This window comes from Paenibacillus jilunlii (assembly GCF_900102965.1).
Taxonomy (GTDB): Bacteria; Bacillota; Bacilli; order Paenibacillales; family Paenibacillaceae; genus Paenibacillus_AQ; species Paenibacillus_AQ jilunlii.
In genome coordinates this window covers 1-16,813 of sequence record NZ_FNGM01000001.1, presented here as the reverse complement: position 1 = coordinate 16,813, position 16,813 = coordinate 1, and the positions used below count along the sequence as shown (strand labels likewise).

Here is a 16,813-nt window from a genome sequence, read left to right as displayed (position 1 = left end):
GAGCAGATCTTCTTTGTTTGCTTCAGCTCACCGTTATCCGGCAGCCTGGTATCGTTCCACTTCAAGTGAAGCTAATAATAATGGAGCTACCCCCATAGGCACATCCGACACCACATCCTCAGAGATATAGTAATCGTAAGAGCCATTGCGGTCTTTGCTCAAACCCGCGCCATGACAGATTTGGTGCAAGTGAACGCCATGTTCGTCCTCTTCAGCCAATTGCTCTATAATGCCCTTATAACCTTTCAGCATCGCCTCTCTAAAAGACGGTTCCAGATAACCCATTCTTAGCCCCTTGGCCATTGCATACACAAACATGCAGGAGCCGGAAGCTTCCAGATAATTGCCCTTTCGCCCCGCTTGATCCAGCACCTGGTACCAAAGGCCGGTCTCTTTGTCCTGAACCTCCAGAAGTGCACCGCACATCCGCTGAAAAATACCGATGATCGTCCCCCGCTTCGGATGAGTAAGCGGAAAATGCTCCAAGCAGTCAACCATAGCCATCGCATACCACCCCATCGCCCGGCTCCAGAAATGGGAGGACAATCCGGTAGACGAGTCAGCCCATTCCTGCTCTTTGGATTCATCCCAGCCATGGTAGAGCAGGCCGGTACGCGGATCGCGGGTCCGCCGCTCGACCAGCAGCAGCTGATGCGCTGCTTCATCAATCAGTTCGGGACGTTGAAAGACCTTGCCGTATTCCGCCAGGAATGGCGATGCCATGTACAGCCCGTCCAGCCACATCTGGAAGGGGTACACTTTCTTATGCCAAAATCCTCCTTCGGAGGTGCGGGGATGTCCAATAAGCTGTGCGGCCAGCAGATCGGCTGCCTTAGCATACCGTTCTTCTCCCGTTCTCTGGTACAGCAAAAACAGGTTTTTCCCCTCATTAATCTGGTCCAGGTTATATTCTTCCAGCCTGTAGGTACGAATGGAACCATCCTCGCCAATGAATGTGTCCATATGCCGCTCCATATAGGAGACATACTCTGACCGGTCGAGCTGGACACCCGCCCGGGCCATTGCCATCAGCAGCATGCCCGGAACATATGCCCATCGCTCCAGCACATATTCATCCTCTCCCTGCTGATTGCACCTTCCAAGAATTGTATCCGCGATTTTACCGGACCAGCGAACGGTTGTTGCTTCAGTTATAGACACTTTTATTCCTCCTTTATTAGTCATCCATAGTAGTCTAATCTCCTGCTCAGGCAAGCTGCTTCCGGAGCCAGGCAAAGGCCGGTTCGCCATGAATTTCATGACCTCCGGTGAAGAAGTCCGCCTCAACCTGCCCGGAATGATGTGCTGCCCCGTAAATAGTCTCCAACCGGGCTAAAGCAGTTCTTGCTCCCCGCGGGCCAAACAGATGATCGGCATCGCCGGATTCGAGGAACAGGCCCCGCGGGGCAATGAGGCCTAGAAGATCAGGCATCTCCGCTTCCAGCAATATCCCCGGAATATAATTGTCGAGGCAATGATTGCGTGTCAGAATACTGTCCGTAAAGGTATTCGCGTATCCGCTTACGACCGCACAAGCGATCCGCTCGTCAAGCGCAGCTGTGAAGCCAGCCACCAGTCCGCCGCCGGAAATACCCATAATTCCAATGTGGTCGCCCTTCACCTCATGCCTTGTCTGCAAATAATCCAGTGCTCTCATGGTTTCATAGATACGGTAACCGGCCATCGTCTTTCCAGCCATCAGCAGTGCCGAAGACAGGCGGAAGCAGGAATTACGTCCAGGCTCTCCGCTGGCCAGGTCTTCTTCCAGACGCCTGTCGCCAAAGCCGAGCAGTTCCGGGGCAGCCACTACAAAGCCCTGTTCTGCCAGCGAAACGGCAAAGTCCTTATGCAGCCCGGGATCTCCCCGCCGGTCCGCTCCGCCCGGGTCCAAGCCGACAATCTCCCGGCTTCCATAGCCATGTCCATGAATGGCAAGAACGGCAGGGACAGGGGTGGATAACGGCTGATCCGGGAGCAGAAGATACAGCGGCATGCGAAGTCCTTCATAGGTAGTGATCTCTATACGTTCACGGGTATACCCTGAGCAGACTGTACGTTCCAGAAGAACCGGCCGCAGCTCCTCAGCTATGTCCGGAAAGCCGCCCAGCCGCTCCGTAAAGGCTGCGGCAAGCCCATCGCGCCACTGCTGAAAGGGGATGTCCTTGCTGAAAGCCGAATTGCGCTGTGTTGAACCGGCCAGTTTTTCCATGTATTGTTCCAGAGGCTCCATCCGAAGTGCTCCTTCCCTTAATAGCCTTCGGGATGCCAGCCGTCAAGCACGGACAGCACCCTATACTGCGCCGCTTCCTGTGGAGTCAGCTGCCGCGACCAGGCGGCTCTGGCTTCAGGATTGGCTCCCGGGCCACTGCTGCCATATTCTTCATAGCGGCTGGTTTCCTCCCTGTCCGGCTGCCCCCAATTATGCCAGCCTTCCCCGATAATCGAACTGTCCATGACAGTGCGGATAAAGGCCACATGGGCATAAGGCCGCCAAGGGCGTCCAAGATATACCTCGCTTACACCTTCACTGCTGGTAATTTCACAATCGAGGAACACATAACCAAACGATGCGCCTTCGGGCGTTGAGGCGGCTGTAATATATCCTCTGGAACGCTTGTTATGCAGCCGGCAGCGTTCAAACAAAGCCGTAGCAGCGCCAAAAATATAATCCACATCGCCTTCAATGTAGCATTCGTTATAATATTGTTTCCCTTGCCCTGTATACAAAGTATCCTGATCCCCCAGCAGACGTACACGCCGGAATACGGCATGACCAGCATCAACAAAAGCGGCTACCGCCTGACCGGTACCGGGACCGGATGTATTGCGAATGGTCAGATTTTCAGCCGTAAAATGCTTTGCGAATACATTGAGGGTGCCGGATTTGAACGTGCCCAGCGGCTCTCCGTCCGGCCCTAAAGTATGGGCGTTGTCTGACCAGGTAATGATAGTGGAATTCGTGTCCTCCCCCAGCAGAAGAACCGGAGGCGTTCCCTGTTTCACCGTAATCTTTTCCTCGTAAATGCCGGGCTTGATGCGTATCGTTACTGCTTCCTTGTATTCCAGCGGAATGGAATCCAGCGCTGCCTGTAGACTGCTGAATCCCTCATCGACACTCTTAGTGACTGTAATTAACATCTGCGGCTCCTTTCCTATCAACCTGTGTTTATTCTATAATAACCGTAACGCTTCGTAAGAGAAGAGGAGAATTATGACCAGCCTGACCAGTCCCAATCACAAATATCATATTGAAGAAGGCCGCTACAGCATCCAGCATATGAAACGTAAAGGCATCACCGCAATGCCGCGTCCCCACAGCCATGACTTAACCGAGCTGTACTATCTGATACAGGGGGAGCGCGTATACTTTGTGGACGACCGGGTCATTACGGTTCATAAGGGTGAGCTTATTCTTATCTCCAGCCGGGAGCTTCATTCCACTGCAAGCTCTGAGGTCGCCGAATTTGAACGGATTCTGATCAATTATGACCCCGCTCTTCTGCCGCCTTCCCTGCAGAATGAAGCCATCTGGTTTCAAGACCGCGGGTACCGCTTATTCAAGCTGAACCTGCGCGAGCAGGACGAAGCGGAAAGCCTGATGAACCGGATACTGGAAGAATGCCGGTTGCAGCGGTCCTATTACGAAACCAGCATAATCACTTTATTCACCGAGCTGATGATTCTCCTCCAGCGTTCAGAGAACATCTCACAGGCCGGCGGGACCAAACATCCGCTTCATCATCTGGTAACCGATGTCGCCACCTATATCCGCGAGCACTACCGTGAAGCCCTGACTCTGGAAGAGACAGCGAGTAATTTTTACATTAGTCCTTCATACTTGAGCCGGGTATTTCACCGGTTGACGGGTTTTCACTTTCGGGAATACATCGTTCATATCCGCGTAAGGGAAGCTGAACGCCTGCTGGCCGGGTCTACAGGCAAAATTCAGGAGATCGCCTCCGCTGTAGGGTTTGAACATCTCTCCCATTTCAATAAAACCTTCAAAAAATCAACCGGTCTGACCCCGCTCCAATACCGGAAAGAAGCAAGGTCACACCCTTCGCGGAAGGTCAAGACGGACTTTCATCATCCATAGAAATTTATTTATTTCTCAGTAACCGACAAATCTCCGGAATGGGTGAGTGTGACTTGGCTGCATCTATGCGCTGTTATCTTCGGCATTTCCGCGGTCTGTAACCAGATGCCGTCCAGCGTAAGTCCCGCGGCTTGCCGCAGCACAATTCCCCGTTCACTCACTGCGCGGAATTTTTCAATGGTCAGATCAGCAAGCGGCATCTCCGGCAGCCCATTCACGAGCAGCGCGGTTGCCGCTCCATGGCACACAATGTTCCTCATTGTAATCTTCCGGAACTGCGGAGTTTCCTCTGTAACCGAATATAACTGCTCGTCATACCCTTCTGATCCTTCAACCCCTGCATAGAACATATGGAAGGATACCGCCTCGTGGCTGATTCCGGTCATGCTGATATTCTCCATTACAATATCCTCCACCACACCGCCTCTTCCCCGGTTGCTCTTGAACCGCAGGCCAATGTCCGTGCCGATGAACAGACAGTCGCTAACCCGAACTGCATGTACACCTCCGGACATCTCGCTGCCGATCACCACTCCTCCATGTCCGTGATATACCGTGCAATTCCGGATGGTAATATACCGGCAAGGCATCGCCCGCTTACGGCCTTCCTCATTCTTGCCCGACTTGAGGCAGATGGCGTCATCCCCCACATCGAAGCTGCTGTGCTCAACTAGAGCATGAGTACAGGATTCCAAATCGAGGCCGTCCCCGTTCTGCGAATACCAGGGATTGCGGACCTGAACATTCCGCACGGTAATCTGCTCGCAACCAAAGGGATGAAGACACCAAGCAGGCGAATTTTGGAAGGTTGGCCCGTCCAGCAGCACCCGCCGGCAGTTGCGGAGGCTAAGCAGTGTTGGCCGCAGATATGCACGGGCCGGCAGAAACGCCTCCATGCCGGTTTCTCCCTTCTCCCGCAACTTCCGGCAGAAGCCTTCTCCCTCCATGGCTTCCCGGGAAGGCCACCATACTTCACCCTGCGGATCAAGCACACCTCCGGATTCGATCAGGTGGATCCACTGCTTCTCCGTCATCTTGAACCGCTTCACCGGACGCCAGCCTTCGCCGCTGCCGTCGAATATGCCCTCTCCGGTGATTGCCACATCGCTTAGGCCTTCACCATCGAGCGGAGCCTGACAGCGCCAGCCCGCATTCCCCTCGTAATGGGAAGAAAGCAGCGGATATAAGGTGTGGTCCGGGTCAAACTGCACCAATGCTCCCTTGTCTACACTCAGATTAAGCCTGCTGTGCAAAGTAAGCGGCCCCGTGCGCCAGATGCCGGCTGGAATGACAACCTTCCCGCCTCCCATGGCGGCGCAAGCGTCCAGTGCAGCCTGAATGGCGGAGGTGCACAAGGTAAGTCCTCCTTCTTCTGCCCCAAAATCCGTGATTACAAAAGTCCGTTCGGGAATCCGGGGAAGCTCTGGAACCGGATAAGCTATTGTTTCCGGATTGCTGCACATTGAATTTTACCTCCCCTGTTATTCAAGTCCTTCATAGCTGAACCAGTCAAAATCGGCATAATTTTCGCTCTTCGCGCCTTGCGAGCTTGTGTACATCCCGATATAAGCTCCTGTAAAACCTCCGGCCAGATCGGTGCTGAGCACTCTGCCATCAGCCTGTTCGAGGAAGGCTGTCCACTTGGCGGCTTCAGAGGATCTGTAATAGAAGCTATATTCTTGTCCTCTGGCTTCCACCTTAAGCTGCACCTGATCCTGCGGATATGGAACGGATGCCAGCAGCTGTTCGCTGCCGCCCATTCGTTGAATCAACTGCAGCACACGTTGACCTGCCTCCAGCCCCAATTCATACCGGAAGTGGTAATCCGCATTCTGGAGGAGGACCAGTCCGGCAACTTCCCCTTCGGCAGCGGGACGGAACGTCATGTCAGCTGCCGCCCTGAAGCTCAAATGCTGCTGGCGTCTGCCGAGATAGGATGGATTGGCAATCTCCGAGAGCCGCTCTGCCTTCAAATGAAGCCGCAGGACTCCAGGCTTCTCGGTGAGACTCCAGAATTCCCCCCGCGGTGTCCGCAGGAAATTCCAGATCAGCGCAAGCTCACTGCCCGTAAACTCATCGCGTGCAGGCAGCTCCGGCCACCTTGTCTCCGGCAAATCCGGAGCCGGCGTCTCCAATTCAAGCACGCCTTTGCCGGGGTTGACCACCGGCCACTCATTCTCCCATATGACCGGTGTCAGGAAGGTTTCGCGTCCCAGATTACGGTAATAACCGCCGCAGGTCCGCGAAGCCAGGCAGAACATCCACCAGTCACCGTGCTGGGTCTCCACAAGCTCCCCGTGTCCGACATTGACAATGGGATAAGCTCTGCCGAGATGGCGGTGCGTCAAAATCGGATTGGCTTTATGGCCCTCATAAGGGCCTGTCACACTCTTGCTTCTGGCGATTGTAATCGCATGAGTATGCCCGGTGCCGCCTTCGGCAATCAGTACGTAATACCAGGCGCCGATTTTATAAATATGGGGTCCCTCCTGGGCGTGTGCCACCTTAAGAGCGCCTTGCCAAATGCTATGCTTCGGGCCAATCAGCCTGCCTTGGCTAAGATCGATCTCCTGCAGCCAGATATCCATATGCTTCGGATAATCCTGCCCTTCCGGCGGAACCCGGTTGCCCGTATAATACACCTTACCGTCATCATCGAAGAACAAAGAGGAGTCAATGCCGGGTGCATCCTCCAGCCATACGGGGTCAGACCAGTCTCCGGCCGGATCGGTTGCTGTAACATAGAAATTATGCTGGTTTTTGTCATTATCAACATAGGTGGTAATCATATAGAAGACACCCTCATGATAGCGGAGCGTCGGTGCCCAAATGCCCATGGAAGGAATCGTGCCATCCAGATTGAGCTGGGACGGACGGTCCAATACATGGCCGAGCTGGCGCCAGTTGACCAGATCCTTGCTGTGGAAGATAGGAACGCCCGGGAAAAACTCAAAGCTTGAAGTCACCAGGTAATAATCTTCGCCTACGCGGATCGCGGAAGGGTCAGGATAAAAGCCCGGCAGCACCGGATTGCGGAATGTTCTCATTACAGTAGTCCTCCTCAAAACAATTCAAATGTAAGCACCACCAATTATAGTTTGTATAAGTTTAACTTTCTTGTATTTTCTATGTTCTATTTCTCCGTTTTTATACTTTCATGCTATATTGGCGATATTTCACTCCTTGTCAGCGGATGGCTTTTCCCTCTAGAATGGGGGTAATAGATTTACCTTAAGGGGTGAGCAGCTTGGGAAAAAGAAAAAAATTATACACCCGCTTTTTTATAAGCCTGACCGCAATATCAGTCTGCTGCATTCTTGTACTGGCCGTTGTGATCTTTTATTGGTACCGGAATATTACGATAGATAATGTCAACAAGGCGAATCAGAATGTGCTGGTGAATACTGAAACCGTTTTTATAAACTATAAAGAGATTGTCCAGAATTACGCTATGGACTTCTATAGGAACCCGAACATCAACGCACTCATGATGAACGGGGACACAAGCTGGAGCGACCAGCTGTACAGTGCCTTAAGCCAAATCCGCGGAGCGTTGGTTGTCAACCAGTATATGGAGAACGCCTACATCATGGGGGTAGAGGAACCTGTTGCGATGTTTGAGAACCTGCCCCTAAGCCCGGAATCTAAGCTGGAGCTGTTCTCGCGGATCCGGAATAATGTGATTGTTGAGTCTCCGTTTCTGTGGAAGGCAACCTTAAATAACGGTACCCCGGTCACCCTGCTCACCGTGTTCTATAACGACCGGGCGTTTGCAGACAGCGAATATAACGGGGCGGTCGCACTGACCGTCAATCTGGGCAAGCTGCAGAACAATCTGTTCACACAAAAGGAAGGGGAAGCAACCCGTTACGCGGTGCTGGACGGAAGCGCATCCGTGCTCATGCACAGCGCACTATCCGACACCCCGCTGGAAGAGGGCATGCTGAAGCAGGTGGTAGCTTCCTCCCCGGAAAGAGGCTCCTTTGTCTATAGGGGAAGCGGAGAGCCGCAGCTGATTACCTATGTATATTCTGCTGCCGACAAGCTATGGTTTGTGTCGGAGACTTCCTACAAGGACAGCATCCGCGATATCTCCAATGCCCGCAATCTGATGACCGGTCTGTGCTTAGCATTGATTATTGCCGCTTCCATAACCGCTAATCTAATCTCGCGGCGGATGTACAAGCCGATTGGCCGGCTGTTCGGCAATATCGTTCATCTATCCGGCAATGAAGAAGCGCTGAAGACGGGTGGTGATTTCGATACCGTGAGCCAGGAACTTGAGCAGATTGGCGTAAAGCTGGAGCAGCTCAAGAAAGAAAGCGATGACAGCGCCTTGATGCGGTGGCTGCTGTCCCCCCGGGGAACACCGGAGAACAGCAGTACGCCACTGATGAGCATAGCCGCTGCCGGAGGGGCGTACTGCGTATGCGTACTAACTTTGTTGGAGTCCGGACAAGCTGAAGGCTCCGGGCTGACCTTTGGGGAGAGCATTAAGCAGGTTGAACTTGCCTTCTTCGAACTTGCAGCTGTTCAATCCTTCCGTCCGCATCAGGGAACTGCCGTGCTTATTCTAAGCGAGCTGAGAAGCGGCAGCTTCGACGATTACGCCTTGTTCCGCGGCAAATGGGAAGAAACTGCTGCTCAGCTTCAGCATTCAGGTGCCAGCTGCGCCTTAGGCATCAGCGGACTGACGGATGATCTACACCTGCTGAGGGCTAAATATAATGAGGCTGCGGACAGTCTGCAGTATATTAAATTTCATGTACAGCAGAACATCATCTTTGCGGATGATACCATCCATCTCAACAGCAGCCCCATGCCTGACAGCGCCCTTGAACCGGTGCTGCAAGCTGTTAGGCAGACGGAACACTCGGGCCATATTCCGCAGGCGGTGGAACGATTGCTGGCAGTAGCCTGCAGTTACCGCGCCGAGTCTGCCACCATCGCTTTATCGAGACTGGCCTTTGAGCTCAGCCGCACGGCCGAGCTTAATGCGGACGTTCAGCAATCCGGATTTCTCGATAATTACCAGCGTATCTGGCAGATCCAAAGCTATGACAAGCTGCTGCATTGGATTGTAGACAACTGTTATACCGCCCTTGAGCGGATTGCCAGCATGAGCGCTGTACAGACCAAGAGCATTGCTGTAGAAGCCATTTGTTACATCAGAGATCATTATGACGACTCCAGACTTTCCCTTAATGCGCTTGCCGACAAGCTGTCGTTAAGTCCCGCTTATCTCAGCAGGCTGATTGCTGACGAAGTAAACTGCAGCTTTCCCGATTTTGTCAACCTGCTGCGCCTTGAGCAGGCACAGATGTTATTAGTCACTGAGCTTAACTTAGATATCCGGGAAATTGCAGAGAAGGTTGGCTACAATAGCAGCACTTATTTTACAACCCAGTTTAAAAAGCGTTTTGGGGTTACACCCTCCAAATGGAGAATGAATCATATTCTGCAGAAACAGGAAACTTCCTGATTGACCCGCGATAAGCAAGGAACAAAGGGGATGTCCCGGCAGCATTTTTACAGCCGGGGACATCCCCTTTTTTGACTTTTAATGAAACACCTTCACCCGCAAATTCTGTGGATTTCCCCCTTAAATAAGGCTTTTACACGCCTAAAGAACAGAAAAGTGATATCTTTTTCGTTTTTTTAATCCGCCCTTTTCCGCTTTTTTAACTTTTTTTCGTTTATTATGATAGCGTTTACATTCCGGGCCGATTTATGATTTCCATGTAAAGCGTTCTCCTGAAACAAGGGACAGAAATGACAACGCTATATAAAGGAGTGGACTGTTAAATGATACAAGAGGCTACACCGGAAACACAGGGACGGCTAAGTCCGGGAATCAGGACAACCCGAGCCAAAAGCTTCCGTAAATCCCTAAGGAAGGACAGCACACTATACCTGCTCGCTCTTCCGGGAATCGTCATTCTCATTCTTTTTGCTTATCTGCCGATGAGTGGTCTGATTCTTGTCTTTAAAAATTACAACTTCAATGACGGAATCTTCGGCAGCCCGTGGGCCGGTTTCTCCAACTTCGAGTTTTTCTTCTCCAGTATGGAGGACTCTCTCAGAGCTACACGCAACACGGTGATGCTAAATGCGCTTTATATGCTGACCGGTACATTTTTTTCAGTAGCCATCGCCATTATCCTGAATGAGCTGCGCAGCAAATGGTTTATCAAAATCACGCAGAGCGTCATGTTTTTCCCGTATTTTATTTCTTGGATTATTATCGGAGCCATTCTGTTCTCCCTGCTGGATTATGACAAAGGCATAATGAACCAGCTGCTCCAAACGCTCGGCTTCTCCCAGGTCGACTGGTATTCCAGCCCCTGGCTGTTCGTAATCATTCTGGTGCTGGCGAATATCTGGAAAAGCGCCGGCTACGGCGCCATCATCTATTATGCGGTGCTGCAGGGCATCGACACTTCCTATTATGAAGCCGCAAAAATCGATGGTGCCTCCAGATGGCAGATTATTACCAAGATTACGGTGCCAATGCTGATTCCGTCGATCATTCTAATGACGCTGCTCGGCATCGGGGGCATGCTGAAAGGCGATCTCAGCATGATTATGGGAGTAACCTTCCTGAATCCGCTGCTTCTGCCAACTACCGACATTATCGATGTGTATGTATACCGCACAGCCATCCGTTCCGGAGAATTCGGCTTTGCTTCAGCCATCACGCTCTATCAATCCGTCTTTGGCTTCATTCTGGTACTGGTAGCGAACAAACTGGCCGGCTGGTATGACAAAGACAGCAAACTATTCTAGGAGACTGATAAGATGCAAACTACCGAAAACAAAGGCCTGCTCATTTTCTTTTATTGCTGTATAGCCGTATTTTCAGTCATCTGTCTAGTGCCTTTTATACTGGCCGTATCCGGCTCATTATCCACCGAATCCCGGATCGCTGCGGAAGGATATTCGTTCTGGCCCAGAGGCTTCACCTTTGAAACGTATGAATTCCTGTTTGGCTCCAAGGCGCAGCAGATTCTGCGGGCGTATTCCATGTCGGTGATCGTTACGGTACTGGGTACCATATCAGCCGTACTGGTGACCACCGCTTACGCCTATGTCATATCCGTTAAAAGCTTCCGGCTCAAAAATTTCTTCGCTTTCTTCGCCTATTTCACGATGTTGTTCAGCGGAGGAACACTGCCATGGTATCTGCTAAGCACCAAATACTATCATTTGGGCGATACGCTTATCGGCCTCTTCATCCCTTATGTGCTAAGTGTTTTTCTGATGTTTCTCATGGCCAACTATTTCCGCAGCATCCCGCATGAAATCGTGGAATCTGCGCAAATCGACGGTGCCGGACATCTGCGGATCTTCTTCAGCATTATGATTCCGCTGGGCCGGGTCGGACTGGTCACAATTTCGCTTTTTTACGCGCTGCAGTTCTGGAATGATTTCTATCTGCCGCTAATGCTGGTATCCGACCAGAAGCTCTATACGATCCAATATTTAATGTACAACATGATGGCGAACATCCAGTTCCTGGCCTCCGGCAATGCGGCTCAGGTCGGCGGAGCTATCATCGCACCGCCACTGGAGACAGCCAAAATGGCGATGACCTGCCTGACCGTTTTGCCAATCGCCATATTATATCCTTTTCTCCAGCGCTTTTTTGTCAAAGGCATTATCGTGGGTTCGGTCAAAGGCTAGTTCCCGGCAAAATGCCCTGTTATGTCCGGTTGCACCGGGTTTATGCTCCCCTGCTTCTTGATGTACAATAAGACTTAAGGGAGCACGACCTTTGCAATAGATGCCTCAACATTATGATTCTATTACATTACAGGAGGGTTCATCATGAAAAAGAAAAAAGGTTGGTTAAGCTTGCTCCTTGCAGCGGTGTTCCTGGTAAGCGGCTGTTCTCAGGGCAACAATGAAAGCGCTGCCCCTAGTTCCGGAAGCGGAAATGAAGGTACAGCTTCCGTTACAGATAACGGCAGTAAAGACGGCAGCACCTTGGCTCCCGCCAAACTGAAAATTGTGCTGTACGGGGATGAGTCAAACCGGATGAAGGAACTGGCGAAGACGGAGTTCTACAACGTAATCAAGAAAGAAATCAACGCCGAGGTTGAATTTCAGTTTCTTCCCTGGACAGAATATGGCGGCGGTAAAACTGACCTGATGCTGTCTACGGGAGAGGACTTCGCCACCTATACCGATGCCAATTACATGGTGAAATCTGTGGCTAAAGGGCTTTATGCCGACCTTACCCCATATGTCAGTGTTGCAGCTGATTTGAGTAAAAATGTAGACGAGGCCTCCTTCAAGGCCTTTCAACTAGATGGCAAGCAGTATGCAATTCCAGTCGGCAACAAGCCGAATTCTGCAGAATTCTACAGCGTGCTGGTTCGACAGGATCTACTGGAGGAAGCCGGCATGACGCAGGTCACCTCGCTGAAGGAACTGGAGCAGTTCTATGATAAGGTGCATGCCATTCATCCCGAACTGATCGGGTACGCCAACACTGATGCCCGCCGGATCCTGCAATATGATTACACGGACAAAAACCTGTATTGGCAAAATGATTTTATTGCCCTGGACGAGTCTGCAAAAGATGATAAAATCATCAGCTGGTTTGAAACCGAAGAGTTCAAGAAGTATGCGAACCTGATGCACGGCTGGTATGAAAAAGGAATCATTCCGAAATATGCCGCCACCAATGTGCCGCAGCTGCAGTCTGACTGGAACTCCGGCAAAGCGATGTTCTGGGCCGGCACAGCGGCACGCCCTTTTGAAGGGGCGGCAACGATCTCGCAAGCAGTGCCTGAGGCCAAGCTGGTCAATTATTTCCTTGGCAGCGGCCGCCCAAAAATCAGCCGCGGCACGTACAGCACCGCCTTCTTCGTCTCTACCGCAGCCAAAGACCCTGAACGCTATGTGATGTTCTTCAATCTGCTGCAAAAAAACCAGGAGCTGTACGACTTGTTCGCCTACGGGATAAAGGGAACCGATTATACGCTGGACGCGAACGGGCGTCTGACCAGAATAAACACCGATTCACTGATTCCCGACTGGCTGCTGATGAACAAAAACTTCATCCGTTTCGACAACACCGTTCCGGATGAATTCATCACTGAATATAAGGCTTGGGACGATGGAGCAATCATTTCGAAGGGTGCCGGCTTCAACTTTGACAATACGCCAGTCAAGAATGAAGAAACGAAGCTGAACGGCGTATTCACTGAATACCTCGCCCCCATCGGCAGCGGCTTCAGCGATTATGAGACCGCCTTCCCCAAAGCGCTGGACAGACTTAAAGCAGCGGGGATTGATAAATACATCGCTGAATATCAGAAACAATTCTCAGAATGGTACGCCAAGCAGCAGTAAGTACTGTCACAGCAATCATTGTGTGGACAATAAAGAAGCGTGGCTCCTCAAGGGAGGCACGCTTTTTTTGTCCAATAGATTGTCTGCCTCCCGCGCAAAAGAAAATCTAAACTCCTCCCCGTTCAACACAGCCTTTGGCAGCTTAGAATTTCTTCATACCGGATTCTCTTTGAATAACTTCATGGTATATTCTTAAATAACTGTCAGTCATCTGCTTATTGGTGAAGTGTTTCTGAACATACGCTCTCAATATGTGCGGCGAAGGATATTTCTTCTGCCGAACCTTAGCTGCCATCTCACTCACGTTATTACAAATCAGGTTAGGAAATCCGGATAATACTTCCGGTACCGCACCATTTCTGAGCGCCAGCACCGGAGTCCCGCAACCTAAACTTTCAACCAAGACCAGACCGAATGGTTCTTCCCATAATGTCGGAAATAGCACACATTCCGCATGCTTGATTAGTTGCTGCTTCATTTTCCCGCCCACAGGTCCAACATAATGGATATTGGGATTGTTCCGGATGCGCGGCTTGACCTCTCTCTCAAAAAATTGGGAGGCTTTCACGGGACCAGCAATAATCAGCGTCTTACCAGTCCTTTCGGCAACTTGTATAGCTTGCAAAACACCCTTATTCCGGATAATCCTGCCTATATACAACAGATATAAATGTTTCTCTGTGCTAAATTCATATTCACGCGTATTAATCCCATTGTATACGCAGAAGCCTTTGTTGTTCCCCATCAGCCGGCGGGCGCGTTTACTTACGTATACAGGGTATTTAACCCGCCGTTTGACCGGGATATGCACAGTGCATACCGTTGGAATCTTAGGATTAGTTACGCCGAGCGCGGAACGAAAAGTATGGTCATGGATAATATCAACCCGCTCAGGCAATTTTTTCAGCACAAATCTTGCTATGCTTTCGTGGCGGAGCCCCTTAGGGTAGGGAATAAGCTTTGCCTTGCTCCTGCTCCCTAGAGCTGCAAATAAATAGACCTTATGCCCTCGCCTAACCAGTTCTTCCGTCAGCTCATAAACAATTTTTTCAGTCCCTCCTTTGATGGAAGGCACCGGCTGTGCCTTTGGATAGTTCGAAATCACTTGTGCGATTGTTAATTTTCCGCTTTTCGGAAGCATAATCGGCTTTTTCATGCAAACGAGGTCCCCTCCAGTTTCCCCAAGAGATTTAGATAAACTAGCCTTAATTTCTGTGATGCTCCTGCTTATAGCTGCCGTAATCGGCCTATATACCGCTTGGGATACGCTGAAGTATCCAACCCCGTCATCCGAACTTATGATTTAGCTGCTCCTCAGGGTAAAAGGCCAGAGATAAATTAAACTATGCAATAAAATAAATCTTGCGTGGGCAGCAATTGACATTCAAGAATGTCCCGCTGAAACACCAACTTTGGAGCTCGCGCATTTTCATGTGAGTAAAATAAAGAGCAGTTTAAGCCGTTCCTACATCCACGTCTATAATGAACATGTTATTGTGTTTACCCCCGCCGATGTGCACGTCAGCAAGGATCAGATTCACGCGCTGGTATACGACGTTAAAAAGGGAACATGGTCGCGAAAATGGCGCTCTTTTCCGAATATGATCTATGACCGCTGCCGGATTCAGCGCAGCCAGCGGTTCCAGCAGCTGCTGCGCTTCCGTGCGAAGTACAACCACCTGACCTTTCTGAACCGGCCGCTGCGCAACAAATGGACCGTGTACCAGACCTTCTCGAAAAAAATCCGGTTCCGGCAGCATATGCCGGAAACCTTGTTATACCAGTCTTCCGCCGATCTGCACCGGATACTAAAATCCAGTCCGGTCGTCTATGTCAAGCCGGCCAGTGGAACGGGCGGGCGCGGCATCCTGCGGATTGAGCGGCTGAAGGAAGGCAAGTCCCTCTACGATATCCAGGGACGCCGCCTGAGCCGGCAGATCATCGCCCCCCGCAAGGTTTCGCTCACCCGCCTGGAGTCCATTGTGCGCCAGTGGTGCCTCGGCGGGCGGTTCCTGGTGCAGCAGGGTATCCCGCTGCGCCTGCCCAGCGGACGCTACCACGACTACCGCATGCTGGTGCAAAAGAACGGTCAGGGCGTATGGGAGCTGACCGGCATGGCCGGCCGCGTGGGCGCCGCCCGCAGCGTCACCTCCAATCTGCACGGCGGCGGCCACGCCGTCCGCGCCGAGATTCTGCTGAAGCAATGGCTCGGCAGCCAGGAGAAGGCTGAGAAAGCGATGAAAACCGCCGAGAAGCTGGGCCTCGAGGCGGCAGCCTATCTCGAGGACAGCTTCGGTACCCTCTGCGAGCTGGCCCTGGACCTCGCCATTAACCGCGAGGGCCAGATCTACGTGCTGGAGGTCAACCCCAAGCCCGCCCGTGAGGTCTTCGCCCGCTCCGGCGACAGCAGCACCTACCGCAAGGCGCTGATGCGCCCGCTGGAGTATGCAATGTGGGTGTATAAGAACAAGAACACGCCGAGTGCGGTAAAGACAGTTGAGGAATAGTGGATGATCTTTTCTCTTCAATTATTATCAATAACTATTGCATAAGAAATCAAAAAGACATCCTCCACATGCGTCTGTGCGGAAGATGTCTTTGTGCTTCTAAATGGCATTAAAAAAAGTATGGTCCGTTTTGACCATACTTTTAGTGTGCTTGGCGGCGTCCTACTCTCCCAGGACCCTTCGGTCCAAGTACCATCGGCGCTGGAGGGCTTAACGGTCGTGTTCGGGATGGGTACGCGTGGAACCCCTCCGCTATCGCCACCAAACGGGTTTTTTCCGGTCGTGTAACTCCCTGAAAAACTTCAGGAAAATAACCAACCTTCTAAAACAATCGCTGCAAGAAAAGATCAAACCTTGCGGTTTTTTCTCCTGCTCAAGCTTGATCGCCTGAAAACTGAACCCGAAACGAAAATGGCGTTTGCCCTTCTTACGGGGCCCCCGGAAAGTACTCGGAATCGGCTTCGTCAGCCTCTTCTTCACTTTGTGGGGTCTTTTTTTGGATAAGCCCTCGACCGATTAGTATTGGTCAGCTCCACACGTTGCCGTGCTTCCACCTCCAACCTATCTACCTCGTCGTCTTCAAGGGGTCTTACATGCTGGGAAATCTCATCTTGAGGGGGGCTTCACGCTTAGATGCTTTCAGCGCTTATCCCGTCCGTACGTAGCTACCCAGCCATGCTCCTGGCGGAACAACTGGTGCACCAGCGGTACGTCCATCCCGGTCCTCTCGTACTAAGGACAGCTCCTCTCAAATTTCCTGCGCCCACGACAGATAGGGACCGAACTGTCTCACGACGTTCTGAACCCAGCTCGCGTACCGCTTTAATGGGCGAACAGCCCAACCCTTGGG

At 51.6% G+C, this 16,813-nt stretch carries 12 protein-coding genes and 2 rRNA genes; 6 read left to right on the top strand and 8 right to left on the bottom strand.

Annotated features, from left to right (window positions below; all coding sequences use genetic code 11):
* Positions 1 to 33 precede the first annotated feature (33 nt).
* Genes BLQ82_RS00075 through BLQ82_RS00065 form a run of 3 tightly spaced genes read right to left on the bottom strand, consistent with a single transcriptional unit; the run spans position 34 to position 3,138 of the window.
* Positions 34 to 1,155 carry a glycoside hydrolase family 88/105 protein gene (locus BLQ82_RS00075; RefSeq protein ID WP_425281133.1) on the bottom strand — a complete coding sequence of 374 codons (1,122 nt, stop codon included), beginning with the start codon at positions 1,153 to 1,155 and terminating at the stop codon, positions 34 to 36.
* A gap of 52 nt (positions 1,156 to 1,207) precedes the next feature.
* Positions 1,208 to 2,230, bottom strand: a complete 1,023-nt coding sequence (locus BLQ82_RS00070) for an alpha/beta hydrolase family protein (RefSeq protein WP_062526204.1) — start codon at positions 2,228 to 2,230, stop codon at positions 1,208 to 1,210.
* 17 nt (positions 2,231 to 2,247) lie between these two features.
* The gene (locus BLQ82_RS00065) at positions 2,248 to 3,138 is read right to left on the bottom strand and encodes a pectinesterase family protein (protein WP_062526202.1); all 891 of its coding nucleotides are present in this window, start codon (positions 3,136 to 3,138) and stop codon (positions 2,248 to 2,250) included.
* A gap of 73 nt (positions 3,139 to 3,211) precedes the next feature.
* On the opposite strand from BLQ82_RS00065, the gene BLQ82_RS00060 reads away from it, so the two are divergent.
* Positions 3,212 to 4,096: a helix-turn-helix transcriptional regulator gene (locus BLQ82_RS00060; protein WP_062526201.1), complete on the top strand. Its 885-nt coding sequence runs from the start codon at positions 3,212 to 3,214 to the stop codon at positions 4,094 to 4,096.
* Between the two features lie 8 nt (positions 4,097 to 4,104).
* On the opposite strand, the gene BLQ82_RS00055 is transcribed toward BLQ82_RS00060, so the two are convergent.
* Positions 4,105 to 5,559 (bottom strand): glycoside hydrolase family 28 protein, encoded by a 1,455-nt coding sequence (locus BLQ82_RS00055; RefSeq protein ID WP_062526198.1) that lies wholly within the window; start codon positions 5,557 to 5,559, stop codon positions 4,105 to 4,107.
* A gap of 18 nt (positions 5,560 to 5,577) precedes the next feature.
* On the bottom strand, positions 5,578 to 7,143 hold the full coding sequence (locus BLQ82_RS00050; RefSeq protein WP_062526194.1) for a glycoside hydrolase family 43 protein: 1,566 nt from the start codon (positions 7,141 to 7,143) through the stop codon (positions 5,578 to 5,580).
* A gap of 200 nt (positions 7,144 to 7,343) precedes the next feature.
* On the opposite strand from BLQ82_RS00050, the gene BLQ82_RS00045 reads away from it, so the two are divergent.
* From BLQ82_RS00045 to BLQ82_RS00030, 4 genes are all read left to right on the top strand, one after another.
* On the top strand, positions 7,344 to 9,578 hold the full coding sequence (locus tag BLQ82_RS00045) for a helix-turn-helix domain-containing protein (RefSeq protein WP_062526192.1): 2,235 nt from the start codon (positions 7,344 to 7,346) through the stop codon (positions 9,576 to 9,578).
* A gap of 323 nt (positions 9,579 to 9,901) precedes the next feature.
* Positions 9,902 to 10,882: an ABC transporter permease gene (locus tag BLQ82_RS00040; protein ID WP_062526191.1), complete on the top strand. Its 981-nt coding sequence runs from the start codon at positions 9,902 to 9,904 to the stop codon at positions 10,880 to 10,882.
* Positions 10,883 to 10,894: 12 nt separating this feature from the next.
* Positions 10,895 to 11,779 (top strand): carbohydrate ABC transporter permease, encoded by an 885-nt coding sequence (locus tag BLQ82_RS00035; RefSeq protein WP_062526190.1) that lies wholly within the window; start codon positions 10,895 to 10,897, stop codon positions 11,777 to 11,779.
* 144 nt (positions 11,780 to 11,923) lie between these two features.
* The gene (locus tag BLQ82_RS00030) at positions 11,924 to 13,456 is read left to right on the top strand and encodes a DUF3502 domain-containing protein (protein WP_062526189.1); all 1,533 of its coding nucleotides are present in this window, start codon (positions 11,924 to 11,926) and stop codon (positions 13,454 to 13,456) included.
* A gap of 142 nt (positions 13,457 to 13,598) precedes the next feature.
* Here the strand turns inward: BLQ82_RS00030 and BLQ82_RS00025 are convergent, their stop codons facing one another.
* Positions 13,599 to 14,612: a glycosyltransferase gene (locus BLQ82_RS00025; protein ID WP_062526188.1), complete on the bottom strand. Its 1,014-nt coding sequence runs from the start codon at positions 14,610 to 14,612 to the stop codon at positions 13,599 to 13,601.
* Positions 14,613 to 14,889: 277 nt separating this feature from the next.
* Here BLQ82_RS00025 and BLQ82_RS00020 point away from each other — a divergent pair, with 277 nt between their 5' ends.
* Positions 14,890 to 15,963, top strand: coding sequence for a YheC/YheD family endospore coat-associated protein (locus BLQ82_RS00020; protein ID WP_244280661.1), 1,074 nt, complete (start codon positions 14,890 to 14,892; stop codon positions 15,961 to 15,963).
* 149 nt (positions 15,964 to 16,112) lie between these two features.
* On the opposite strand, the gene rrf is transcribed toward BLQ82_RS00020, so the two are convergent.
* Together rrf and BLQ82_RS00005 are read right to left on the bottom strand one after the other, a co-directional pair.
* Positions 16,113 to 16,229, bottom strand: a 5S ribosomal RNA gene (gene rrf, locus BLQ82_RS00015).
* 230 nt (positions 16,230 to 16,459) lie between these two features.
* Positions 16,460 to 16,813: ribosomal RNA gene (locus BLQ82_RS00005) — 23S ribosomal RNA — on the bottom strand; the annotation flags it as partial.

Bases quoted from the DNA above. Each gene is read 5' to 3' on its own strand.
- BLQ82_RS00070 (WP_062526204.1), bottom strand. From the start codon at position 2,230: ATGGAGCCTCTGGAACAATACATGGAAAAACTGGCCGGTTCAACACAG.
- BLQ82_RS00065 (WP_062526202.1), bottom strand. From the start codon at position 3,138: ATGTTAATTACAGTCACTAAGAGTGTCGATGAGGGATTCAGCAGTCTA.
- BLQ82_RS00060 (WP_062526201.1), top strand. From the start codon at position 3,212: ATGACCAGCCTGACCAGTCCCAATCACAAATATCATATTGAAGAAGGC.
- BLQ82_RS00055 (WP_062526198.1), bottom strand. From the start codon at position 5,559: ATGTGCAGCAATCCGGAAACAATAGCTTATCCGGTTCCAGAGCTTCCC.
- BLQ82_RS00050 (WP_062526194.1), bottom strand. From the start codon at position 7,143: ATGAGAACATTCCGCAATCCGGTGCTGCCGGGCTTTTATCCTGACCCT.
- BLQ82_RS00040 (WP_062526191.1), top strand. From the start codon at position 9,902: ATGATACAAGAGGCTACACCGGAAACACAGGGACGGCTAAGTCCGGGA.
- BLQ82_RS00035 (WP_062526190.1), top strand. From the start codon at position 10,895: ATGCAAACTACCGAAAACAAAGGCCTGCTCATTTTCTTTTATTGCTGT.
- BLQ82_RS00030 (WP_062526189.1), top strand. From the start codon at position 11,924: ATGAAAAAGAAAAAAGGTTGGTTAAGCTTGCTCCTTGCAGCGGTGTTC.
- BLQ82_RS00025 (WP_062526188.1), bottom strand. From the start codon at position 14,612: ATGAAAAAGCCGATTATGCTTCCGAAAAGCGGAAAATTAACAATCGCA.